The organism is Fischerella sp. JS2 (assembly GCF_032393985.1).
GTDB lineage: Bacteria > Cyanobacteriota > Cyanobacteriia > Cyanobacteriales > Nostocaceae > Fischerella.
In genome coordinates this window covers 2,402,330-2,427,296 of record NZ_CP135918.1, presented here as the reverse complement: position 1 = coordinate 2,427,296, position 24,967 = coordinate 2,402,330, and the positions used below count along the sequence as shown (strand labels likewise).

The window sequence follows — 24,967 nt, the reverse complement described above, 5'->3', positions numbered from 1 at the left end:
ACTACTAATGTAGAGACGCGATGTTCCTCGCGTCTCTACCCACTAACCAAAATATTGCATCAATATTGATTCAATTTGAACAATACCTATTGGCTTGCACAGACATGCATTAGCACCAGCTTGAAGTGCGCGATCGCGTAATCTGTCCGGTGTAATATCGACTGGATGATTACTGTTTGCTCCCGTCGTATTTGATGTAATAGTCACCATAAGTAAATCTTGCAAATCTGGGTTTTGTCGCACTGTATTCAATAAATCCCAGCTGCTTGTGTCTCCTGCTAATTCTAAATCTAACAAAACTAAATCAGGGTGTTGGTTTTGCACTCGCTCCCAAAAATCGTTGCAATTACTAATTTGCTCAACATGGTAGCCAATTGCTTGAAGATAATCTCGCAGTAGGGCAGCAGTTTGTTCTTCATCTTGCACCAGCAGAATATTTTTTGTTAAAGAAGTGCCAGGGTAGTGAGGAGTTAATGGTGTACGTTGTGAACAAATTGATGAAGAGTCATCCTTGTCACGCTTTGGTTGCGATGACTTCTCATAAGCTGAAGAATGATTAGTGCTATTAAATACTTCATGGCTATTAAAGTTACATATTTTTACTGTAATGTCTTGTTGAATAGATTGCTCCTCATCAAAGCAGAAAATATCTTCACAGAAGTGTCTTTCGTCTCCCTGTACAGGAGGTTGATTTGGTAAGAACAATTGAAATTTACTGCCTTTTCCTAGCACAGATTGTACTGTGACATCACCACCATGCAAATGTGCTAACTTGCGTGTTAAAGCCAAACCTAGACCCGTACCTTCATACTGACGATTTAGCTGACTATCAAGTTGTTTAAACGGTTCAAACAAGAATTTAAACTGACTTGGATCAATACCAATACCTGTATCTGATACTGTAAATGTAACGCCTTGCAATGCTTTTTTTACTTCTAAGCACACCTTGCCTGCTGGAGTAAATTTAATTGCATTGGTAAGCAGATTAAGTAGCATTTGCTTAACTCGCCGTTCATCACCAATACAAAAGTCTGTTTGTTCGTCAATCTTGGTGATCAGTTGTAATTTCTTTTCTTCAGCGCGATCGCGTACAGTCGAGATCACATAATCACATAATTCTTGTACTAACAATTTAGAAATAAATAGTTCCTCTTTACCTGCTTCTACTTTTGACAAATCGAGGATATCGTTAATGAGTGCCAGTAGATGTTCGCCACTACTATGAATACAATTGACATACTCTTTTTGTTTGTCATTGAGAGGCCCGACCATTTCTTGTTGTAACAGCTGAGACAACCCCATAATTGCATTTAGAGGTGTCCGTAGTTCGTGACTCATGGTTGCTAAAAATTCACTTTTTGCACGACTACCAGCTTCTGCTGCTTCTTTACTTTCACAGAGTTCTAATTCTGTTTGCTTGCGTTTGGTAATATCCTCGATCATGGCAAGGAAATACTCAGGTTCACCATTTTGGCTTGAAATCAAAGAAATACTCACCAAAGCCCAAACAAATTTACCATCTTTATGTAAAAACCGCCTTTCCATTTCTAGGCGATCGCAAGTTCCCGAAATCAGTTGTTTGTAAAGTTCTAAATCTCCCTCTTGCTTAAAAATATAATCTGTAAAACGCTTGCCAGATAAATCTTCTCGACTGTAGCCTAGTATCTGACATAATGCCGGATTTATATCTACGATCCGCGCCTTCATATCTACCAATCCAATTCCAACTGAAGAACGCTCAAAAATCGCTCTAAACTCTGCCTCACTCTGTTGTAGCGCTTCCTGGGCTGCTTTACGTTCACTAGCTTCTATTGCTAAAGTCACAAAATCCGCTATCGAACCAGCAAAGTTTTCTTCTTCTAATGTCCACTGGCGAATCCGGCCAATATGTTCGTGACATACCACCCCCACTAAACGACCCCCTAACCAAATCGGTGCATTTAACAGAGAGGCTATCCCAAATGCAGACAAATATGGCTCTGATAATTCTTGGGTTCTATCATCATTGCAAGCATCATGAGCTGCTATACTGCGTTGTTCTTCCAAAGCTTGGAAGTATGCAGGGAAATTTGCTTTTAAAAGTGATATCCCACAGCTATGACGTTTTGTTATTGTGTCATATAAATCGACACATTCAACTTTTGAATGATCACTATTGTATAACCAGACGCTAACTCGATCTGCTTCTACTGTTTGGGCCGCTGCTTCTGTAATTTCTCTTAATGCTGCACTGAGGTCTCCTTGCTGCAAGGTCTTGCTTTTTGCTAGCTGCACTAGAGTTTTACTTTGTTTTCGCAAACAATTTTCTCTTTTTTGGAGTGCTTCCTCCACTCGCTTGTGTTCTGTAATATCTCCAAGTGATACTAACTGCATTTTTTGTCCCTGATCAGGAGTGAGATTCTCTTGCATTATCACTAAAAACGAAAAGCCTTTTTTTAACTACAGTTACTTCCTCTGATTTTTCAGAACCAGAAGGAATAATTTTTCTTAACTGTGGTAATTATAGTTCTGTTATTTTCAAAGTCTTTTTAATAATGATTTCCATAATTGCTAGTCAATAATTTACCACAATTAAAAAGCTTTGAAATAGTAAAATTTGCCTCCATTTTCTTCTTAGATTATGATCATAATTCACAAATAAATACAGGTTTACTTATTTTTTGATTTAGTCTCAAAACCAGAGCTAAATTCAAACAATATCTAAGTATGCATCGGCAGAAATTGAATTATGGAGTTAGAGTAATTTGTCCCTGTTGCCAAAAGCATTTTTTCTCAGTTCAACACTGCATGTTAACTTGTCTAAAATAGCAAAATTTTAATATTAATAGTATTATTACTTAAAAGCAGTAATATGGCTATAACAGCTATAACAGTGATCACTTACAGTATGTGTTGATTATTAGTTGGTGATTAGTAGGAACGAAGCATTTGTACGAAAATATTTCGTTTTGAATTCAAGATACCTATACAAATGCTTTGCCCGTACAGTAGTTAGTGGTCATTTGTCACTACTGATTCTCCACCCTTACCTTAAGCCTATGAGCGCGTCTACACACTCCTTACACTTCCCCCACCTCCCCACTTCCCCTAATCCCCAACGCCTCTTTCTTTATGCCGGGGGACCCTTACTTTACAGAAGCCGAGTAAAGCGCGTCTACGGCAATCGCTCATGGGGGCTCACCGGTCCCCTTTGGGGTTGGGGGAGGAACCCCCTGCGTTCCCGTCGTTGCCTCACCACCGCACTGGCTCCTCCCTTGGGGGAGTGGGGGCCGGTGAGTTCCCCATCTCCTCCCTGTGTCCCACCTACAGGCAGATACGAAGCCTTTGTGAGTTTGGGACAATATGAAGTATTGGCAAACGTTGTAGGGATGAAGCGATGAGCGATGGCAACTTAAAAATTATCTCCCTAATTCCCAGTGGAACTGAGATTCTAGCCGTACTGGGATTAACTGATGCTATTGTTGGGCGATCGCATGAGTGTGACTACCCTCCAGAAGTACAAAGTCGTCCTGTTTGTACTCAGCCCAGGCTTAATACCAATGTCTCTAGCAGTGAAATTCACAACGAAGTCAATAAATTAATACAATCTGCCCTTAGTATCTACGAAATTAAAACAGATATTTTAGAGCGGCTACAACCCACTCACATTGTTACCCAAGACCAATGTGATGTTTGTGCTGTTAGTTTATCAGAGGTAGAAAAAGCTGTAGCTGAACTTACCCACGCTTCGCCGCAAATTATCTCCTTACAACCTAATTTTCTTAACGATGTTTGGGCTGATATTGAGCGATTAGCTAATATTTTTCAAGTAGATTCGGTTAAGGTGCTAGAAAACTTAGAAGCTCGTGTCAAAATAGTTGCCCAAAAAACACAAGGACTTTCCCAAACAGAAAAGTTGCCTAGAGTAGCCTGTATTGAGTGGACTGATCCTTTAATGGTTGCTGCTAATTGGATTCCTGAATTAGTTACCTTAGCAGGAGGAGAGCCTTTATTTAGTACTACAGGTCAGGCTTCGACACAGTTAAAGTGGGAAAGTTTGATTGCGAGTAATCCAGACATAATTATTTTTATGCCCTGTGGCTTTGATTTAAATCGTACTCGTCTAGATGTAGACTTGTTAAGTAGACGTCCAGAGTGGCAGAATTTACATGCTAACCAAACAGGTAGAATCTACATAACTGATGGTAATGCTTACTTTAACCGTCCAGGCCCAAGACTGGTAGATTCATTAGAAGTTTTAGCAGAAATTTTACATCCAGAAATTTTTCAATATGGCTATAAAGGAGAAAGGTGGGATACTTTTTGAAAATTAGTTATCGATTATCAAAAAGACCAACCATTTAAAAAGTAAAAAGAGATTCCCCATAAATAAATTTTAGGGTTGTTAAACCCTTTTTATTTCTTCTTTCTTTACCTTTTGTCTTATTTGCTAATCAGCCAGACTTGATATCATTTCTCATTTTTTGCTTGCTGTATTATTAATCCATGCAATTAAACTTTTTAAGGTTTCTGGTAGTGCTGCTTCACCAACTACAAGTGTGTGTTGTTGATTGTTTTCTTCCACGGTTAAAGTGTATTGAAAGCGGTCAGGTTGATTAGCGGGAGAATTAATTTTTGTAGGTAAGCTATAAATATTTGCGGCTTTCAATAGTTGAGATAGTTGCTGAGTTTCTTCTGGAGACAAGTTAGCCGTATCAATGATCGCTTTCTTGCTGATTCCGGCAAAACCACCCGTACGCTGAAGCGATATCCGCATTTTCCTCTCCGTAGTAATAGCTTTTGCTATAAACAAAAATACTGGAAAGATAAAGCTTTATCTTCCAGTTTAACAACAAAAGACTAAGACAAAATAAAAATTATGAATTATAAAAAATTTCATTCATAATTCATGGTTCTAAATAACTCCTACCTTTTGCCAAGCATTCTGTACAGCATTTTGTTCCTGGCTTCCTTGTCCGTAGAGTTCACCAGCAACTTGAATGATAATATTGGCAGCACGTTTAAAGTTCGTTCTAGTACGCAAGCGATCGCATAAAGCTACATACCAAATTTTCCCAGCTTTTTCCCAAGCATAACCGCCAATCTCTGTTGCTGCTAAATAAAACGCATAGTTAGGAATACCCGAATTAATATGTACCCCGCCGTTATCTTCAAAACCAGTGTATTTATCATTCATATGTGCGGGCTGGGGGTCCTTACCTAAGACTGGGTCATCATATGCTGTTCCTGGTGCTTTCATGGAACGAATACCCACACCATTAACCTTATCTGTAAAAATACCCTCTCCAATAATCCAGTCAGCTTCCTGAGCAGTCTGTTTTTTAACCCATTGTTTCACCAATGAACCAAATACATCGGAAAATGACTCATTGAGCGCTCCAGATTCACCGTAATATTGCAGTCCTGCTTCGTATTGAGTTACACCATGTGTTAGCTCATGACCAATAACATCTATGCACTTAGTGAATCGTTGAAATATTTCACCATCTCCATCACCATAAACCATTTGATCGCCATTCCAAAAGGCGTTATCATATCTGACGCCATAATGTACGGTTGAGTCTAAACGCAGACCTTTATCATCAATAGAATTACGCTCAAATACCTCATAATACAAATCGTAAGTAGCCCCAGCCCCATCGTAAGCTTCGTCAACTTCGATATCATTGCTAGGAGGATCGCCCTCACTACGTGCCAATGTACCTGGGAGTTGTTCAGTGCTTTTAGCATCGTAGACAGTGCGGCGCTTTTCACCAGGAGAGACTGCAAAATTGACTGCGCCTACCACATTTCGCCGTCCCCGAAATTGTGACGAAATATTTAAGGTGTGAAACGCCCAACTACGTTGTTGTTCATTACCATTGACTACGATATGTTCTAGCATATGAGGTGGCACAACACAACAAATAGGGCATCTTGAATATTGTTGATGCTCACACCTAAATCCTAATGGTCTTTTATTCTTTCGAGCCATCCTACATATTCTCCTTCTGTATTAAATAGAGTGATGGCAAATAACTGTTTTAACTCTAATGTGTACTCATGTACTTAACGGGTTAATATGATAGTCCCTGTATCTGGTTATTGTGTAAATTTTTACGTTTTTTAACTACAAATCTATCAAACAAGCATATTTCACTGTCCGTGGCGATCGCTTCTAGCAAAAGAGTATCAACTTAAGGCATATCTTTTTGGACTAAATCCTATGATTTATTTAACATAGTTGTAGACCTCACTAGTTATGTGTGGTTGTGTGTTGTAAAACTTGATTAAGTTTGGTCAAGGAGTTACACTCCTTGACTTTTTCTTTTTTTGAATTACCCTGAATAAAATGTATAAATAAATACAACGAATCATATATTCTCTGCTTTCAATAGCTGGTTGCAACGTTCTCAAAAAACAGTGCTGTTATTTGATTCGATTACTGCTGCTCATGAAATTGCCTTTATGCTCAACGGGGAGTGGGATCAGTGTAACGGTGTGAGCATGTCTAAGTTTGACAAAGTAGCCATTAATACTGCCGCTTGTCTAGTAGACACCTCATGGTGTTATCAAGGTACTTCAGTTGCTGTTTTAAGTAAATTAACAACCGATGAACTTCTACGTCGTTATGCAATCGGAGAAAGAAATTTTACTAATGTGAATTTGAGATGTGCCAATCTCTGTTCGCTTTTGTTGAGTGAAGTTCATTTCAATTGGGCTAAACTAAATTGGGCTAATTTCAGTGGAGCGAACCTAAGCAACTCAGATTTAATCGCGGCGGATATGCAAAATGCTAATTTAAGCGATGTCAACTTGAGTAAGTCACGCTTGATTAGAGCTAACTTAGTATCCGCAAATCTATCAAAAGCAGATTTGAAGGGAGCAGATTTAAGTCACGCTTGCTTAAGAAATGCTAATTTATATCAAGCAGATTTGAGAGGTGCAAAAGTTTTCCAGACAGACTTCCAAGGTGCTGATTGTAGTGGAGCTATTTTTGATCCTGTAATTTCCCAATAAATAAAAAGCCTGGTTACTTTAATGCAACCAGGCTAAAATTTATCTCACACAATCATACACAATGAGGCTCAAGTTAGAGGACTAATGGCAACTAATTAAGCTGTAGTTTCTTACAGATTAACTTTGACAACCTTATTCTTTTCTGCTTCGGTTTTTGGTAGTGTCAGATTCAATATTCCGTCTTTATAATCAGCAGTAACATTGGTATTTTGAATGCGAGCAGGAAGAGGAATCACACGTTGGAATTTACCATAGTGGAATTCGCTTTTAGTATAACCTTTTTCTTCTGTTTTGCTTTCAGATTTACGTTCACCACTGACATAAACTGCATCTTCTGTCACTTGTACATCCAAGTCTTTAGCTTCCATACCAGGAATTTCTAACTTCAGAAGAATTGCTTCTTCTGTTTCTTGCAACTCAGCAGCAGGAACTTTCACATCATCATCTTTCCACAGTCCAGATGGGATAAAACTTTCATCAAATAAACGATTTAGTTGACTTTGGAGAGCATTAATTTCTTGCCAGGGATTGTAACGAACCAGTGCCATAATTATTCCTCTCTTTACGATATTTTTTACTACTTAATTCAGGTATTTATCCTTTGATTCTTATCTTAATGAAGGATAACAACGAAGTAAATTCGGTTTTTGTCACTTTCAAAATGATGATTGCCGAACTTGAAGAACTATTAACAAATGTGTGGAAAACTGGAGTGTTATTGGTTCGGTAAACCCTATGATCTCAAACTTACATCAATGTTAGTAAGCCTTAAATCCTACTCAGAACTCAAGTTCTGGGCTAGTAGCTTAACTTTATAAAATAGAGTGAACTTCCTTAGCAGTCTTGTTTAGAAAACTTTCGCTATCAGGCTGGGGTTGAACCCCAAGCAGGTAATCACATAAGTCGCAATTACCCTTTTTGGGTTGCATTACACAAAATTTGATGGTTTGGATAGTTCAAGATAAGCTTTAAATTGAAAAATATGTGTTTAGTGCTACAAAAATAATTATTAATTAACTCCTTCTTCAAGTAGAAGCTAATAAGTATTAATAATCAATATGATGCTTATTTAATAAGCATATAAGTATTTGCTAACAGATACTAAACTTAGTTGTTATAATTTAATTGCTAAAAAGTTTAATATTCAAAAATTAATCCATTATAAAGTGGTAATTTATATTTAGTTTACTTTTATAATAGGAGTAAATCATAGTGCAACATAATCAAAAAGATTTAAACAAGTTTCTTTATCCCCATAGTTCTTATCGTGGTCAAGTTAAACCAGAAAATCTATTATTTAATGCCAATTTACAGGAATTTGCTCAAAAAGTTAGTTACATTGCAAATTTAGAAACAAGCGGAAAACTTTCTCCTGAGGAAGCCTACAGCCAAATTAAGATGCTGTGGAAAAAGTTAAAACTTAGCAAAAAGGAACTAAAAATTGGTAGTCAAGCACTGTTAGATAATCAATAAATTGTCTTTAAACTACTTCCATTAAATTGGAATTATTTGGAGTAAATAAAATTAAAAATATTAAGTGATAAATATTAAACCTTTAGCAAAAATATTTTTACCCCACCCTAACCCTGGGTAAAATCGCTTAGGGAACAAAATCTTCCATCCATGAACGGGGGGATTAAGAGGGTTAATTCAACTTTTGCAAGAGGACTATTAATAATTAGCTAAACTTTTATCTGTGTTTACCAAACAACAATGAGGCAAAAACGCCTCATTTTTTTGCCTCATTGTCATTCAATCTTCATAGATTAACTAACCTATATGAGGTAGATCTTTGACGATTATGTGTTTTTTGTGGTCAAAACAAATTTTTCCTTGTTTTTTTAACTGAGATAACAATCGTGTAACCGTGACTCGGGTAGTACAACAGGCGTTGGCTAAATCTTCATGAGTTAAGCGAACTGAGAGGCGGGTTCCTTGGGCTACCTTTTCACCAATTTCGCGTTTGAGAAGCTGTAAAAGACCATATAAGCGGTCTTGTACTCGTCGCAACCCAGAAATTACTAAAAAAGATTCTGTTTGCTGTAGCCGTTGATTTATTTTTGGTAAAAAGGCATGACTTAAGGCTGGGGAAGCTAGTATTTCTGACACATCAATTGCTACTAACCTCACATCCGATATAGCTGTGGCTTGGTAAGTATGCAGGGAAGTTAAATAAGAGCCGAAAACCATTCCTGGGACTGCCAATCCTACTAGTACTTCTTCACTGGTTTCACCAAGGGTAGTCAGTTTTACTAGGCCTTGACGAACATACCAAATTATTTGTGTGTTGAGAGGAATGGTATCTCCTTTGGAATACTTATGTATGGGGCGATCGCCATCAAAATCACGGTCTTTTGTAATCTTTACTAATTCTGCTCGTTTGCTTTCATTAATGCTGCGTAGCAGCCAGCGCAGGGTTTGAGCTTTACCCTGATTGTTATAGGAAATCGCCACTGTTAATGCTGCATTAAAGAGTTCATTGCCATGTTGTTGCAAGGCTATGATTAACTCCTGGCTTCTACCGTTTTGACTTACTTGGGTGAGGAAATTGCGAAACTCATGTTTCTGTTTTAAGGCAACGAAATTAATAATTGGTTTACCCACCAAAGATTCTTTTTTTAAATTAAGCAATTTGGTAGCCTTACGGTTAGCTAGTTGGATTTTACCTTGGGCATCAGTCACTAAATAGCCGTCTGGTGCTTCCTCAAATAATTCCTCATAACGTTTGCACTCTGCTTGTAAAGTTTTTTTTGTTTCTTCTAACTGCTCATGTTGATGGTAAAGTTCCTCAATAGCAAAATGTACTGATTGTGAAGCCCAGCTGAGTTCGGTCAAAGCTTCCGGCATTTCATGTGACATCACAGGCTTTTTGACAACATTTTCGTACAGTCTAGCTATACGTTTGTCCATTTCCTGTGTTGACTGTGCAAATTTGTCTATTTTTATCTTATCCACGTTAAATTTCTACCACTTGTTTGCAGAAATGGGACAAAAATATTGATTTGAAAAAGGCAAGCTACGCTTAGACGGATAGGATAAGCTATCGTAGTCGCATCATGTCAGCAACTAAGTCTAAGTAGCACTTCAAATTGTCTTGGTAGATGACATGCACTATTTCAAAATCAATCTGGCATAAACAGTTTACGGATGCGATCGCGATTCATTCAACTTTCATACAAAAACATTGCAACATGCTTCAAAAATATTGCAAAACAAAAAATTGCTGAGGTTAGCACTCCTCACTATGTACTCGCATTCTAAAAAGATTTTCTAAGTTAGATAAATTTGAGAGTACTCTCTTTCTAAATATTATGACCTTGTTGCTCCAACAGATTATTATGCCATATTTGTGAAAACAAAGTGAATAATTGAGATTTTAATTTTTGCTAAATGATACTTATTATCCGTATAAAATATTTGTTTGTATCAATAATGAGTTGCCTAGAATCAGCACAAATAATTTAGATTAACGAAAAAACTAATAAGCAAGAGATTGGTAAAACTGTATCAATTGACTATCAGTTTCTATTTGATACAAACATACTTTTAATACTTAAATCTCAAGCAGACTCCTTTACCTGATTAATATAGAATTCTAGGCACTTAAAAAGAGATGTAATAAGGCTTTGACTGACTTTTGTTCTATCTAGCTCAAAAGCTTTATATTGATAATACTGTTAGTTAATAAATGAGGGGTTTCGCCCCTCATAATTAAAATTCTAATTTTGCCTTGTTATCTTAATTTAAGATAAATGAGCGATTCTAATAGACATAATTATAGACTAATAGCTTAATTGCACTAAAAGTACTGAAATGAATATAGAGTAAAAATTAAAAGTTAGACCATCCATTGCTCAGCAACATTCATTCATAGATAATTTTCTATGCCATAATTTCATTCTTTCTTATTAAATCAATTTTCATGCTCTAAGAAAGCAATAATAATCTGCCACATTTTTCAGCAGACCGACACATAAAGTTAACTCATGAATACGATCATTTGTCAAAAGTCATTCGTTATTAGTAGAGATTTTATATCAAGTTCGGTCAATCGCTTCCGAGATCGTGTTTGATAGTTGGAAATTGGGTAGGTAACTTTGTTTTAAACTACTAACTCGAGATCAAGCATGTTTACTGTTCAAAGTATTAAAATCTTATTAATTAAAAATAATGAAAAAATAAGAAGAAAATAAGAATGAAATAAGCTAAAAAATTAGCAATATATATTTAGCTCAAGTTTAATAAGCTGTTTGTAGATTATTGGGATCTACACCTAATACCAATTTGAAAAAAGAATGCAACACATAAATAATGATAAAATCCCTCCCCAATCCTCCTCAATCTTGGGGCTACCATATACATAGAAGTTGGATTTACCCCTCTTAATTCCCCAAAATATCGTGGGGAAACAACAAATCCAGTCTCCTCTTGTAAAGGGGAGGGTTAGAGTGGGGTAAACCCAGGATTCATAAGCTATTTCAGACTTGTGTGTCTAAGGTAGGATCTCGCTTAAGGTAATGTTAGGCGGGTGGGGTGGGGTGGGGATCTGCCCTTAAATATTTTTTGAATTAGTATAAGGAACTGCAAGTTCCAATGGTACTGCTTTGACTATGGCATGCAACCATCTTTCCTGTATCTTTTGCTGCAACCCAATCAAGCGCAGCTTTACAAAATGCAGTTGCGATCGCCTATCTAACACTGAAGTAATCCCGGCGCGTTAGATATACTTTAATATCCAGTTGATGCTAAGCTGCTATAGCTAATTTCTTCAGCTATATAATTTCCCACAGGTAGGTATTGCCTTCTACAACAACGACAATCCCACAACTCACCAGTAGCTCAACTCTATCGTTTATTCCTAGAGTTTGATTATGGTACTCTTTCTTGAAGCGGGTAACGCGATTCGAACGCGCGACATTCACCTTGGCAAGGTGACGCTCTACCACTGAGCTATACCCGCAAACTTGCATATATACAAATATGTCAAATGAAGAGATGATTGTCAAGAGGTAAAGGAAAATTTTTTGGTGGCTGCTGCAATTCTCTTCCCCTTCTCTGTTAACCTTGACTCAACTGCGAAAGTCATGAAGCTAAGACACTAAAGTATTTGATTTACTTCCATAGGTATATTTGATGTATTTTGTATAAATGTAAAGCTATAACTGATCATCTGTTATTGTTACTTGACATCAAGCAACGTGAGTGCTAAGCGTTTACCACAAACAACTGCCCATGTTAGGATTACCCGTCAATCTTGGCAACAGGGCTTACTGGAAGGAGAAGTCAGAGCGGGAGATTTTGAGTGGCAGTTTCAATGGCATTTTCCCCGAGGAGAATTGTCTGTCAAACCATCACAAGGTCGTGCTTTAATTAAAGAGCCTCTTGGTCGTTTTTTAGAGCAAAAAGATTATCAACTAGAACCAGGAGGAGACTATGCTTTTACTATTCGGGCAGAACTGTAAAAATTATGAATGATGAGTTATGAAATATAAAATTTTATTATTCATAATTCATCATTTATTTTACTGACTCTGTCAGGCGACTAAGATATCTTTCGATGAGGAGAATAGCAACAATGTCATCTATTGGTCTTGGAGGTGTTCTCATTCCTTGTGGTAACAGTTTAGTGATTCCCTGGGGTGGGAACATTTGCCAATAGCGATCACGTGCTTCTAAACTGGTGTAGCGTTCATCGACCAACATAATATTTAACGGATCTGACAATTGTTGCTGTAGTTGCTGTTTCCAGCCTTTAGCTGTGGTTTGATCGCCCATAACCATTAGAGAGATGGGAAATTTTTGTCGCAGTGTTTCAATGGTAGCGATCGCTTCAGTCGAAGGTACAACCCGATGATAGTGTAGCTTTCGATCCAGTCCCATCACTGCTAAGCCACATTTATCTTTACCCGGGTCGAATCCTAAGATCACTGGTTGAGTTGGTGTAAATTCATTTAAATTCATATTAAATACGATTTTAGATAATGGTTATTGGTTAGTGGTTAGTGATGATTGGTTAATGGTTATTGGTTATTGGTTATTATTTATTGGCTACTAACTACTAATGTACAGACGCGATTAATCGTAATGTACAGACGCGATTAATCGTAATGTACAGACGCGATTAATCGCGTCTCTACCTACTAAAAAATTAAGTACTAAAAATCACTTGTCCATTTTTAATTGCTAACAATCTTACTTTCAACGGCCCGGCGGTATATGTGTCTTGTGCGGCAACTGCTTTAATATCTATTGCTTGGTCATATTGTCGCAACTGGGCAATAAAGCGCAGAAAAGTACCATCTATTTGAATATCTTCTAAAATTCCAGCATTCCGTGCGCGAAATTGAGAAGCAGAAATCAACAGTTCTAGGCGCTGTCGCAGTTGGTAGGATGTCATGTTTTTGGGATCAGCTGTAGTTGTAGCTAGTACTTCGCCTCCAGAGAACACAATTTGATTTAGTGATGCATCAGCAAAAAATTCGATTGGTTTTTCTCCTCTGACGTAGTTACCCGCAGAGAAAATCCGCACCACGTAATCTCGACCATCTTTAATCTGATTACTTAACTGTTCAACTTGTTCTTCAGTGACACGTAGTATCTGCAAATTTGGAGGGGTGGTAGTGCCAGGTTCACTTAATTCCATACTGGCATTTTTATTAGCTTCTTTTAATAGCTGGATTACTGCTTGGCGCGCAGCAGCAGGTTTTTCTATACGCACAACCCCAGCCGCTAGAACTTGACCCCGGGCTATAGCCAGTTTTCCTAAACGAAGATCACGATAAGACCGATAATATTTCTCTAGACGTGCAACTTCCTGTTCGAGAAAATCCTGTTGTGTTTCTAGTTCTTTGAGGCGGGTTTCTCGTTGAGCAATAATTTTCTCCCTAGCTGTAATTTCGAGATTACGCTTTTGAATAACCGCATCCAGTTTGGCAATTGTCTGGTCACGCTGTTGAATCACTTCCTGACGCTTGGCTAGTTCGCGATCGCGTTTGTCTATAGCAGCTTGCGCTTCAGCAACGGCTTGTTTCGCTTGCTCATAAAGTTTTTGGCGTTCTGCTTTTAGTCGTTTAATTTCCTCTAGTTGTCTGTTCCTTTCTTGATAAACGTTTTGTAGCTGGGCTATGGCTTTTTCATATTGATTTGCCACTTGACTCAATTGCTTTTGAGTGCCTTGGAGTTGGGTTTGAGTTTTTGCTTGTTGATTAATTGTACGGTTGAGTTGGGCTTGCGTTTGCTGTTGCTTAGCGTTGGCTGCTTGTAAAGATTTGTTAATTTCTTGCAGATCCTGCTGAGCTTTGGCTTGTTCTTTCCTGGCTTGCTCTAGTTCGGTTTTGGTTGTATCAAGTTGCTGGGTCGTATTTTCTAGTTGTACGCGTTTACGCCTAAGGTCTTTTTGAATATCTTCTAACTCAAAAACTCCTTTACGCAAACCTTCATCAGCTAAAAATAAAATGCCCAGGGTTGATGCAGAAATGCCCAACCCTGTCAAGATTGTTACTAATACAGCTGTATTTTTGGGTCTAAGGTTGAAAAGTGAGAGCCGTTTTTTGCCAACCCGCGTGCCAATGCGATCGCCGACGGTGGCAATAACGCCTCCCAAAATTAAGATTGCAATAATGAGGATGTACCCGGTGGCCATCTGTTTGTATTTACCGAAGAAATCCTTCCAGATACAGCCTACTACTTTCAGGCATTTTCTGTGGCGAATTGCAGGTTGATAAATTACTGGGTAAAGGGGTAAAGAGAAAGGGGAAAAGGAATTAACAAGTATTTATCCATTACCCATTACCTATTACTCATTACCCATTACCTATTTCTACAAGAGTGTCTATATTTCTGAATGCCGCTCTCTGTGTACAATTAAGTGAATTGCCGACTTAGTGTCACAGGTTTGTGGACAGTAATTTTTTTCTTGTGTATGGAAATCATCTTCTTTTCGCGCAAATCGCCTAGTAGTCTAGTGACAGTCACACGAGTCGAACCAATTGCTTCAGCGATCGCCTGATGAGATAGCTTGAGATCAATTGTGATTCCATCTGCACAAGGAAGACCAAAATCTCGACAAAGAATTAATAAGAAACTTATTAATCTTGAACCCATATCGCGGTGAGCGAGAGTTTCAATCATCATCTCTGTCTGAAGAATGCGCGAAGATAAACCCCGCAGCATTAACATCGATAATTCTGGATTTTCCTTGAGTGCTTGTTCCACCTGTTCGATAGGTGCTGAAAGCAATTCCACAGGCGTAAAAGCAACTGCATGATAAAAACGATCAGACTTGTTTCCCGTTAGTAGGGACAAAACCCCAAATACACTGTTTTCTCGCAGTAGCGCTACAGTTATCTCTTCTCCTGCTTCGTACACCCTGGAGAGTTTAACTGCACCTTTTAAGAGAAAATAAACTCTTTCAGCAGGATCGCCGGGGAAAAAGATCGTCTTGTTGCGCTCGAACGATTCCACCACTGGCGGAAACGCTCCAGTCGCCATCTGACGAAAAACATTTGCTAGGGCTTTATCTTGTGTCACGATCATCTATCTCCCTTCCCCTACCCAATGCCAGAAAAACGAATATGGATTTCCTAAGAATACACTCGAAAATTCAATAAAACATTGTCAACCTTTCTGTACTTTCCTATACTTAACCCTTTATCTAATTGATGTTTGTTTAACATGATACAAAATTTGTAGTGCAGGAATCTAGTACTTTTTGTTAGGTACTTCCAAAATTGTAGACAATAAGTTTTTTAAGAAAAAAGTAAGATTCATAGAGAATTTATGAAAACATAAAATGGTAAATTGATGGTAAAAAGCAATTTTGGCACGATGGATGTTGAAAATACGGATGTAAAAACTTAGGGTAATGGAGACGCAAGGGAAACCACAAATAAATTTAGTTACTTACAAAAGAAAAATATCTTTTTCTAAAACCTTTACTCTGTTTAAAAATCCTTTTGATCATTCATCTTTAAAAGAAGCAGTTTGTATCCAATTTTAGTTGGTGCAAGATAGAGTCTCTTCTGTTACATCTACCCTGAAGTACAATCAAAAATCAAATTTATAAAACGAAGACAAACCAAGCTCAGATTCATGTATGCTCCTAATGAAACATCACATCAATAATTTCTATGCTGGATCTGACTGGAAAAAATGCCCTTGTTACAGGCATTGTCAACAACCGCTCTATAGCCTGGGGTATTGCCCAACAACTGCACAAAGCCGGAGCTAACTTGGGGATCACCTACCTACCAGATGAGCGTGGCAAAATGGAGAAAAAGGTTGCTGAACTTGTCGAACCTCTCAACCCAAGTCTGTTTCTCCCTTGCAATGTCCAAGATGACGAACAGATTCAATCTACTTTTGAGACGATCCGCGATAAATGGGGCAAGTTGGACCTTCTCATCCATTCCATTGCCTTTGCCAATAAAGATGATTTGAGTGGAGACTTTAGCCAAACCTCTCGTGAAGGATTTCGTACAGCTTTAGATGTCAGCACCTATTCTTTGGTGCAACTAGCTGGTGCAGCTAAACCTTTGATGATCGCAGGTGGAAGCATAGTTACTCTCTCTTATTTAGGAGCCGTAAGAGCAGTTCCTAACTATAATGTGATGGGAGTTGCCAAGGCAGGATTAGAAGCTAGTGTGCGTTATTTAGCAGCAGAACTCGGTTCTGCCAATATCCGCGTCAATGCCATCTCCGCCGGGCCAATCCGTACTTTAGCTTCTAGTGCCGTTGGCGGTATTTTAGATATGATTCATCATGTCGAGCAAGTAGCTCCCTTGGGACGCACCGTCACACAGATCGAGGTAGGTAATGCAGCAGCGTTCTTGTGTAGCGACTTGGCAAGTGGAATTACAGGACAAGTCCTGTATGTTGATGCAGGATATGAAATTATGGGAATGTAAGAATTTGTTAGTAGTTAGTGGTTAGTAGTTAGTAGTAAATCACTAACCACTAACCACTAACCACTAACTATTAACCACTAACCAAATACTATGCAAATCAGCGATCGCCAAACTCTATCTTCACCCAACAACCTCACACAAACTCCCCGTATTGCTTCTGTACATCGCACTACGGAGGAAACAGATGTCCAGGTTACGATTAATTTGGATGGTACAGGAGTTTGTAATGCAGCTACAGGTATTCCATTTTTAGATCACATGCTACATCAAATTGCCTCCCACGGACTAATAGACTTGGATATCCAAGCCACAGGAGACTTGCACATTGATGACCATCATACCAACGAAGATGTAGGCATTACCTTAGGAAAAGCTATCAGCAAAGCATTAGGTGACAAAAAAGGCATTGTCCGGTTTGGTAATTTTCTTGCACCTCTTGATGAAGCCTTAATTCAGGTAGCACTGGATTTTTCGGGTCGTCCTCATCTCAGCTACGGTTTGCAAATTCCTACCCAGCGAGTTGGGACTTATGACACCCAGCTAGTACGAGAATTTTTTGTCGCCTTGGCAGGTAATAGTCAGATGACGCTGCACATTCGTCAGTTGGATGGGATTAATTCTCATCACATTATTGAAGCCACATTTAAGGCATTTGCGAGGGCGATGCGGATGGCAATGGAGATTGATCCCCGTCGTGCTGGGTTGATCCCCAGTTCCAAAGGGGTGTTATAGAAGGTAGAAGAAGTACAATGATTTCGCACGAGACAAGTTCTTGTTTCTCCTCTGGTATTTTATTATGGGTTCTGTCCCCCTATTCGCCAGCCGTATATTCATAAGGGGAGGGGACTTGATTTGTTGTTTCCCCTCAAGATTTAGGGGGATGAAGGGGGATAAATTTAATACCAATTTGAAAAAAGAATACAACATATGGATTATATAACACCCCACCCCAATCCTCCCCTTTCTAAGGGGAGGGTGGGGTTATCTGTCGCAAACATTATTTGAATTGGTATAACTTGTGTATACACGATAAGATAAATTTGGCACAGGGTATAGAGTAGTTATTTAAATTTTTTGTGCGCCTGGTTGACCATTTTCAACTATAAACGAAGCTAGGGTACTGATAGAGGCGTTTTGCTCAGTAATTGTTGAGACAACACGGTAATCACTTTGCCAGCGATCGCGTGTGAGATTGCAACGGACATAACCCCGATAAGCACCATCAAAAAATTTAGTGTGGGGATTGTCACTCAAAGCAGCTTTGATTGGAGAAATAAATTCGGTGGAAAAATCTGATGTAATTGAGGTTCCCACAAATTCGGTACCGACTGTAGCTGAGTCTGGGTTTTTGAAGTTTACTTTGAGGTCATGTACCCAACTAGAATGGATATCTCCGCTAATCACTACTAGGTTGGAAGGTCGGCGTTGAGCTAAAAAATTCAAAATGCGATTCCGTGCAGCTACGTAACCATCCCACTGATCCATGTTGAACAGTCCTGTTTCTGGACGAGGATCAAAATCGTATTCAGCAAACATAACTTGTTGAGCAATCACATTCCAGCGTGCTGATGAGTTATCTAGACCTTTGAGTAACCACTGCTGTTGTTCTTTGCCTGTCATCGTAGCTTCTTCAGCCAAAGCTTGGGAGCAACGGGGCTTAAGTCCGTCATCACAAGGCTGATCAGTCCGATATTGACGGGTATCCAAGACGTTAAACTCAGCTAAATCACCAAAAGTAAAGCGTCGATATAACTGCATGTCAAGCCCTTTAGGCAACGAAAAGCGGCGTAGCGGCATATGTTCGTAGTAAGCTTGGTAAGCGTAAGCCCGCCGAGTCACAAAGGCTTCCTGACTTTGATTGTCTTCTGGTATCAAACCAGCGTAATTGTTTTCCACTTCATGATCATCCCAGGTAACAATCCAAGGAAACTTGGCATGAACAGCTTGCAGATTTGGGTCAGTTTTGTACTGGGCGTGACGGTTACGATAGTCTTCTAGGGTAAGAATTTCAGAACCAATATGCTGGCGTAGCTTGTCAGGTTGGGCCTCGTACTCGTAAATATAGTCACCTAAATGCACCACTAGATCGAGTTCTTCATCCGCCATGTGCTTGTAGGCTGTGTAGTAGCCGTTTTGCCAATCTTGACAAGAAGCAAAAGCAAAGTTTAGTTGTGGGATAGAGGTATTCAAGGCTGGCGCTGTGCGAGTCCGCCCAATTGGGCTAACTTCATTACCCACCCGGAATTGATACCAATACCAACGATCAGGTTCTAATCCGCGCACATCAACGTGTACTGAGTGGGCTAGTTCAGGAGTTGCCAAGGTTTGCCCACGTCGCACTATCTTGGTCATGTTTTTGTCAAGGGCAATCAACCACCGCACTACGATATTTTCTGGTGGCATTCCACCACCATGAAGTGGGTCGATCGCTAGACGTGTCCATAACACTACACTATTGGGTAATGGATCACCAGAGGCCACACCAAGACTGAAAGGATAGCTAGAAAACCTTGGTTGCGCTATTACTGGACGCCATTGACTAGCTACTGCTAACCCTGTGAAGAATCCTGCACCCAGTAAAAAATCTCGCCGTCTGCACCGAATTGGTAGCAAGCGATCACCATCCATCAGTTTCATATTGCCCCACTTAGTAGTATTAATTAATTCGTTTCTAGGTAATTTGTCCATGCAAAATGAACATACCAATTCATAACCAAATGGGGATTAAGGTAATGTTAAAGTTGATCTATAAATTAATAATTCACCGTACTTTTACTAGTAGTGGTAAAAATTAATTATGATTTGTTCACTAAGTGGTGGCAGTTACTCCAATCTTTTCAAGTAGAACAAACTGTTGCTGAAGAAGCCTTTTCGCAACTAGTTGCAGCTTATTCTGCTCCGGGTCGCTATTATCACACCTTAGAACACATCTACTATGTACTCTCTACAATAGAGACATTACAAAACCAGGTTCAAGATTTGCCTCCTGTTCAACTTGCGGTTTGGTTTCATGATGTAGTGTATAATACTCTGACACAAGATAATGAACAACAGAGTGCTAGTTATGCTCTTGAAGTTTTAGGTTCGCTGCAAATTCCTCATAGTATTATTGCTAGAGTTATAAGTCTAATTTTAAACACCAAGCATGATCAAGCCGAACCAGATGATTTTGATGCTCAAGTGTTCTTGGATGCAGATTTAGAAATTTTAGGTAGCAATCCCCAACGCTACCATCAATATGCACTTTTAATTCGTCAGGAATATCTTTGGATGCCAGATGTAGAGTATCTTGCAGGGAGAAAGCAAGTTTTGCGGCAGTTTTTACATAGAGATCGCATTTACCTGACAGACTTGATGTTTAATAAATTTGAATCATCTGCTCGGCAAAACCTACGAGCAGAGATCATGAGGATTGAACAGATTTCTCAAGCAAATCAATTATAGTGTCAATGATGCGATCGCCTTTCATTGGTATTATATTCTCACCATGCAGCACTTCCTGCGTAATATGGAAATGCACTAAAGATCCAAGTAAAATTCTCGCCATTGCCTCTGAATCTGCTATTTTCAGTTCTGGATGAGATGCTAAATATTGATTGAGAGCATCCAAGGTTGGCTTAATCATTGAATTCACACAAATTTGAGCTAACTCTGGGAAGCGACCAGATTCCCCAATTAACACACGCATAAACGCAGAATGTTCTTGGTCAGTACTCATCTGTTCTAAAGCTCTAGTTCCTACCTGGCGCAAAACTTGTAGTGGTTCCCCTTCTAAAGGTTCGCTACCAAATATCAACTGAAACTTCTTGCGTGCTAGTTGCTCGATTAATGCTTTGAATAGCCCCTCTTTATCTGCAAAGTGGCTGTAAACAGTAGCTTTAGAAACGCCTGCTGCTGCTGCTACCCTATCCATACTTGTACCAGCAAAGCCATGCGCCAGAAATTCCTGCATTGCTCCTTGGAGAATTTGTTCTACTTTCTCAGGTGAACTCTCACGCTCAATTTCATTTGCTTTTACACGTATCATTTTTTACTCATTCCTGCTATGTACCAGAGATATTAGGGTAAGGGGTAAAGGAAAATTTCATTCCTTTCACATGCATCCCGACTTCTATAAGAGACACCATGAACAGAGTTTACAATCAAGGAGCAAAATTTCTCTTCCTCTACACCCCACACCCTTTCTCCCTTATATCTTTACACCCTAAACCCCTAGCACCTTATTTTTTCTATAAATTTTTGTCTATAGATTGTGATGCTTAAAGAGAGAAACACGCACACGACAATAGTATTTCTGAAAAAGCCAGAGGTTAACCCTTAACCTTTTCCCTAATATTTGTCGTGCCGTGTTTATCAAGAAACTGCAAGGAATATGACTAAACGATACAGTTTAGTTTATTTACATTATAGTACTTGCAAAACTAAACTGTTCGGTTTAGTCTAGTTATATTATAAAACTAAACAGTTTAGTTTTGGGGCAAAGATGCTATGCTGCAAAACATCAAAGAGGGTTCTTTCTTCCCACAATCGATATTTCGTCCGTCAATTGCGATCGCAGCAGTTGTAACTTTAACTATAGGTGGCATCAGTGTTTACACGCTTCAGCAGTCTCGGAGTGCTGAACAACAGAAAGCACAACAACAGTTAGTGCAACTACCAGAAGTCAAAACAGTCACAGCTTTGGGTAGATTAGAACCAAAGGGAGAAGTGATCAAACTATCCGCACCTGCTTCCTCAGAAGGGAGTCGGGTAGAACAATTGTTGGTGCAAGAGGGGGATACAGTCAAAACAGGACAAATAGTCGCAATTTTAGACAGTCGCGATCGCCTAGCAGCTGCCTTAGAAGAAGCCAAAGAAGCAGTACAAGTAGCCCAAGCTAATCTGTTGCAAGTTAAGGCAGGTGCAAAGCAAGGTGAAATTGCCGCCCAGACAGCAGAGATTGATCGGCTGCAAGTAGAAAGAGAAACCCAAATCACAGCCCAAAAAGCCACAATCGCGCGTCTGGAAGCAGAAAAAAACACACAAATCGAAGCCCAAAAAGCAACTATTGCTCAGTTGCAAGCACAGCTAGATAATGCCCAAGCCGAATACCAGCGCTATCAAAAGTTGTATCAACAAGGAGCGATTTCGGCATCCTCCCAGGATAGCAAGCGCCTGACTTGGCAAACAGCACAACAACAACTAGCAGAGGCCAAAGCAAACCTCAAGCGCATAGAAGAATCTTTGCAAGAACAATTAGCAGAAGCAAGAGCAAACCTGACACGCATTCAAGCATCTGGACAAAAACAAATCGAATCAGGTAAAGCTACCCTCAATCGCATCGCCGAAGTTCGCCCTGTGGATATAGCAGCAGTCCAAGCGGAAGTAAATAAAGCGATCGCGTCTGTCAAAAGAGCAGAAGCCAACTTAAAACAAGCTTACGTGCAATCGCCTCAAGATGGTCAGGTTTTCAAAATATACACCCGTCCAGGTGAATTAGTATCTAATGACGGCATCGCCGAAATAGGGCAAACAAACCAGATGTATGCAGTAGTAGAAGTTTACCAAAGTGATATTAGTAAAGTGCATCCCGGGCAAAAAGTCCGCTTAGAAAGTGACTCTATTCCTGGTGAATTGTACGCAACTGTAGAAAGAATTGGCTGGCAAATCCAACGACAAAACGTCATCAACAGCGATCCCTCCAGCAACATTGACGCCAGAGTCGTAGAAGTCCACGCACAGTTAGACCAAGCCTCCACCCAGAAAGCAGCAAAATTTACCAATCTGCAAGTGAAGGCAGTGATTGGGGATCAGGGATCAAGGATTGAGGACAAGGAGGACAAGGGGGAGAGTGAGGAAATAACCACTAAACACTAACCACTAACTACCAACTACTGACCAATAACCAATGACCAATGACAAATGACTTAATACAAAGCGATCATGATTGGATTTATTCAGCAATTACAGCGACGCACACCTTTAGGATGGCTGCAACTCAACCGTCATAAAAGTCGTTTTCTCGTAGCATTATCAGGCATTGCCTTCGCTGACCTATTAATGTTTATGCAAACAGGCTTCCAAGCAGCTCTATACAACAGTAACACCAGATTGCATCGCAGTTTAGAAGCAGACATTGTTTTAATTAATCCCCAAGCGCGTAACATCGCCAATTTATCAACATTTACTCGGCGGCGACTATTCCAAACAATGGACGTACCAGGGGTGAAGTCAGCAGAAGCGATGTACATCAACACCGTCTCTTGGAAGAATCCCCAAACTCGCAAAGAGACAATGGTTTTGGTAATTGGCTTCAATCCAGATCAAATAGCATTTAATTTACCAGAAGTCAATAGCCAACTGAATAAAATTAAACTACCAGATACCGTCTTATTTGATCGTGGTTCGAGGGGAGACTACCAAGAAGCGATCGCTCAAATTGAGCAAGGTAAAACCGTCACTACTGAAATCGAACGCCGGACAATTACTGTCAGTGGGTTATTTAAAGTTGGGGCTTCCTTTATCGCTGATGGTAGTTTAATTACTAGCGACCAGAACTATTTGCGGTTATTTCCTAGAAAAGAAGCAGGTAGCGTCAACTTAGGATTAATTCAAGTTCAACCAGGTTATGACCCGCAACAAGTAGCAACAACTTTGCAAAAATATCTTGAAAATGAGCAAGATGTCAAAGTTTTAACTAAAGAAGAATTTGTCAAATTTGAAGAATATTACTGGCAAACCAACACTGCGATCGGCTTTATCTTTAGTTTGGGTGTATCAATGGGATTTATAGTCGGGGTGATTATCGTTTATCAAGTCCTCTCCACCGACGTCAACGCTCATATGAAAGAATACGCCACCTTCAGAGCTATGGGTTATCAAAATAGGTACTTGTTGAGTGTGGTATTTGAAGAAGCCATCATTATGGCAGCGTTAGGTTTTTTACCTGGATTTGCCATATCTACGGGACTCTACGCCCTTACCCGGAGTGCGACAAATTTGCCACTATACATGACCTTGGCCCGAGCCTTGCAAGTGTTAATTATGACGATAGTTATGTGTATGATTTCAGGAGCGATCGCTACTCGCAAAGTCTTAGCTGCTGATCCCGCAGATATGTTTTAAATTTGTCAATTGTCAATTGTCAATTGTCATTGGTCGTTTGGTGATTATTTAGTAACCACTAACCACTAACTAAATATGGTCATTTCTGTTCAAAATCTGAATCACTACTTTGGTAAAGGACAACTCTGCAAACAAGCGTTATTTGATATTAATTTAGAAATTAACGCTGGTGAAATTGTGATCATGACAGGCCCTTCTGGTTCTGGCAAAACTACCCTATTAACCTTAGTTGGTGGGTTGCGTTCTGCTCAAGAAGGGAGTTTGCGGGTGTTGGGAAGAGAACTGTGTGGTGCTAATGACAAAGCACTGACACTAGCGCGACGTAATAATGGTTATATCTTCCAAGCGCATAATTTGCACGGTAGCTTGACTGCTGTACAAAATGTCAGGATGGGGTTGGAACTACATGACGGACTTTCACCAAAAGAAATGTACACTCGCGCCGCCGAGATGTTAGAGATGGTAGGGTTGGGGAATCGTCTTAATTATTACCCAAATGATTTATCGGGAGGACAAAAACAACGAGTAGCGATCGCTCGTGCATTAGTAAGTCATCCAAAAATTGTCCTTGCGGATGAACCAACAGCAGCGTTAGATAGCAAATCTGGTCGAGATGTGGTTAATTTGATGCAGAAGCTAGCTAAAGAGCAAGGTTGTACTATTCTTTTAGTAACTCACGACAACCGGATTTTAGACATAGCCGATCGCATTGTTTATATGGAAGATGGTAGGCTAGCAAATGTTCCTGTGGCAGCATAATTTATAGTTATGCTGCAAGTGATAGTTTTGGAACAACTTACCGTGAAGTTATCAGTAGAGCAGGGTTATCAGTAAAAAGTTGTATTATTTAATAATTCTAAATTTTGGGAATTTGGTACTTATGATTCGCTAGCAACGCCTTACAACTCCTTTTTCATCAATAATGAATACCAGAGAAATTGTATCTGTCCCTTGCAATA

At 39.4% G+C, this 24,967-nt stretch carries 20 protein-coding genes and 1 tRNA gene; 10 read left to right on the top strand and 11 right to left on the bottom strand.

Annotated features, from left to right (window positions below):
* Positions 1–42: 42 nt before the first annotated feature.
* The gene (locus tag RS893_RS10040; protein ID WP_315791045.1) at positions 43–2,409 is read right to left on the bottom strand and encodes a PAS domain S-box protein; all 2,367 of its coding nucleotides are present in this window, start codon (positions 2,407–2,409) and stop codon (positions 43–45) included.
* 967 nt (positions 2,410–3,376) lie between these two features.
* Between RS893_RS10040 and RS893_RS10035 the strand changes: the two genes are divergently transcribed.
* Positions 3,377–4,306, top strand: a complete 930-nt coding sequence (locus RS893_RS10035; RefSeq protein ID WP_315791044.1) for a cobalamin-binding protein — start codon at positions 3,377–3,379, stop codon at positions 4,304–4,306.
* Between the two features lie 150 nt (positions 4,307–4,456).
* On the opposite strand, the gene RS893_RS10030 is transcribed toward RS893_RS10035, so the two are convergent.
* A complete protein-coding gene (locus tag RS893_RS10030) occupies positions 4,457–4,756 on the bottom strand; it encodes a protealysin inhibitor emfourin (RefSeq protein ID WP_315791043.1) in 300 nt (99 codons plus the stop codon).
* A 138-nt stretch (positions 4,757–4,894) separates the two neighbouring features.
* A complete protein-coding gene (locus tag RS893_RS10025; RefSeq protein ID WP_315791042.1) occupies positions 4,895–5,974 on the bottom strand; it encodes a M4 family metallopeptidase in 1,080 nt (359 codons plus the stop codon).
* Between the two features lie 407 nt (positions 5,975–6,381).
* On the opposite strand from RS893_RS10025, the gene RS893_RS10020 reads away from it, so the two are divergent.
* Positions 6,382–6,999: a pentapeptide repeat-containing protein gene (locus RS893_RS10020; protein WP_315791041.1), complete on the top strand. Its 618-nt coding sequence runs from the start codon at positions 6,382–6,384 to the stop codon at positions 6,997–6,999.
* 110 nt (positions 7,000–7,109) lie between these two features.
* Here the strand turns inward: RS893_RS10020 and RS893_RS10015 are convergent, their stop codons facing one another.
* Positions 7,110–7,547 carry an Hsp20/alpha crystallin family protein gene (locus RS893_RS10015; RefSeq protein ID WP_315791040.1) on the bottom strand — a complete coding sequence of 146 codons (438 nt, stop codon included), beginning with the start codon at positions 7,545–7,547 and terminating at the stop codon, positions 7,110–7,112.
* 664 nt (positions 7,548–8,211) lie between these two features.
* Between RS893_RS10015 and RS893_RS10010 the strand changes: the two genes are divergently transcribed.
* A complete protein-coding gene (locus RS893_RS10010; protein ID WP_315791039.1) occupies positions 8,212–8,472 on the top strand; it encodes a DUF7219 family protein in 261 nt (86 codons plus the stop codon).
* A gap of 297 nt (positions 8,473–8,769) precedes the next feature.
* On the opposite strand, the gene RS893_RS10005 is transcribed toward RS893_RS10010, so the two are convergent.
* On the bottom strand, positions 8,770–9,909 hold the full coding sequence (locus RS893_RS10005) for a helix-turn-helix domain-containing protein (RefSeq protein WP_315791038.1): 1,140 nt from the start codon (positions 9,907–9,909) through the stop codon (positions 8,770–8,772).
* 1,978 nt (positions 9,910–11,887) lie between these two features.
* A tRNA-Gly gene (locus RS893_RS10000) sits at positions 11,888–11,959 on the bottom strand.
* A 238-nt stretch (positions 11,960–12,197) separates the two neighbouring features.
* On the opposite strand from RS893_RS10000, the gene RS893_RS09995 reads away from it, so the two are divergent.
* Complete coding sequence (locus RS893_RS09995) at positions 12,198–12,461, top strand: DUF3146 family protein (RefSeq protein WP_315791037.1); 264 nt, start codon at positions 12,198–12,200, stop codon at positions 12,459–12,461.
* Between the two features lie 55 nt (positions 12,462–12,516).
* On the opposite strand, the gene RS893_RS09990 is transcribed toward RS893_RS09995, so the two are convergent.
* From RS893_RS09990 to ntcA, 3 genes are all read right to left on the bottom strand, one after another.
* Complete coding sequence (locus tag RS893_RS09990) at positions 12,517–12,960, bottom strand: pre-16S rRNA-processing nuclease YqgF (protein ID WP_315791036.1); 444 nt, start codon at positions 12,958–12,960, stop codon at positions 12,517–12,519.
* Positions 12,961–13,147: 187 nt separating this feature from the next.
* Positions 13,148–14,641: a DUF3084 domain-containing protein gene (locus RS893_RS09985; RefSeq protein ID WP_315791035.1), complete on the bottom strand. Its 1,494-nt coding sequence runs from the start codon at positions 14,639–14,641 to the stop codon at positions 13,148–13,150.
* A 221-nt stretch (positions 14,642–14,862) separates the two neighbouring features.
* The gene (gene ntcA / locus RS893_RS09980; protein ID WP_009459526.1) at positions 14,863–15,534 is read right to left on the bottom strand and encodes a global nitrogen regulator NtcA; all 672 of its coding nucleotides are present in this window, start codon (positions 15,532–15,534) and stop codon (positions 14,863–14,865) included.
* 593 nt (positions 15,535–16,127) lie between these two features.
* Between ntcA and fabI the strand changes: the two genes are divergently transcribed.
* On the top strand, positions 16,128–16,904 hold the full coding sequence (gene fabI / locus RS893_RS09975; RefSeq protein WP_315791034.1) for an enoyl-ACP reductase FabI: 777 nt from the start codon (positions 16,128–16,130) through the stop codon (positions 16,902–16,904).
* Between the two features lie 90 nt (positions 16,905–16,994).
* Entirely contained in the window at positions 16,995–17,636 is a 642-nt protein-coding gene (gene hisB / locus RS893_RS09970) for an imidazoleglycerol-phosphate dehydratase HisB (protein WP_315791033.1), read from the top strand.
* Positions 17,637–17,969: 333 nt separating this feature from the next.
* Here the strand turns inward: hisB and RS893_RS09965 are convergent, their stop codons facing one another.
* Positions 17,970–19,541: an alkaline phosphatase gene (locus RS893_RS09965; protein WP_315791925.1), complete on the bottom strand. Its 1,572-nt coding sequence runs from the start codon at positions 19,539–19,541 to the stop codon at positions 17,970–17,972.
* A 144-nt stretch (positions 19,542–19,685) separates the two neighbouring features.
* Between RS893_RS09965 and RS893_RS09960 the strand changes: the two genes are divergently transcribed.
* Complete coding sequence (locus tag RS893_RS09960) at positions 19,686–20,348, top strand: hypothetical protein (RefSeq protein WP_315791032.1); 663 nt, start codon at positions 19,686–19,688, stop codon at positions 20,346–20,348.
* Here the strand turns inward: RS893_RS09960 and RS893_RS09955 are convergent.
* On the bottom strand, positions 20,308–20,931 hold the full coding sequence (locus tag RS893_RS09955; RefSeq protein ID WP_315791031.1) for a TetR/AcrR family transcriptional regulator: 624 nt from the start codon (positions 20,929–20,931) through the stop codon (positions 20,308–20,310). The genes RS893_RS09960 and RS893_RS09955 overlap by 41 nt on opposite strands.
* A 461-nt stretch (positions 20,932–21,392) precedes the next feature.
* On the opposite strand from RS893_RS09955, the gene RS893_RS09950 reads away from it, so the two are divergent.
* The 3 genes from RS893_RS09950 (at position 21,393) to RS893_RS09940 (ending at position 24,767) form a co-directional block, all read left to right on the top strand.
* Entirely contained in the window at positions 21,393–22,760 is a 1,368-nt protein-coding gene (locus tag RS893_RS09950; protein ID WP_315791030.1) for an ABC exporter membrane fusion protein, read from the top strand.
* Positions 22,761–22,826: 66 nt separating this feature from the next.
* Positions 22,827–24,008, top strand: coding sequence for an ABC transporter permease DevC (gene devC, locus RS893_RS09945; protein WP_315791029.1), 1,182 nt, complete (start codon positions 22,827–22,829; stop codon positions 24,006–24,008).
* A 75-nt stretch (positions 24,009–24,083) separates the two neighbouring features.
* Positions 24,084–24,767 (top strand): DevA family ABC transporter ATP-binding protein, encoded by a 684-nt coding sequence (locus tag RS893_RS09940; protein ID WP_315791028.1) that lies wholly within the window; start codon positions 24,084–24,086, stop codon positions 24,765–24,767.
* Positions 24,768–24,967 lie beyond the last annotated feature (200 nt).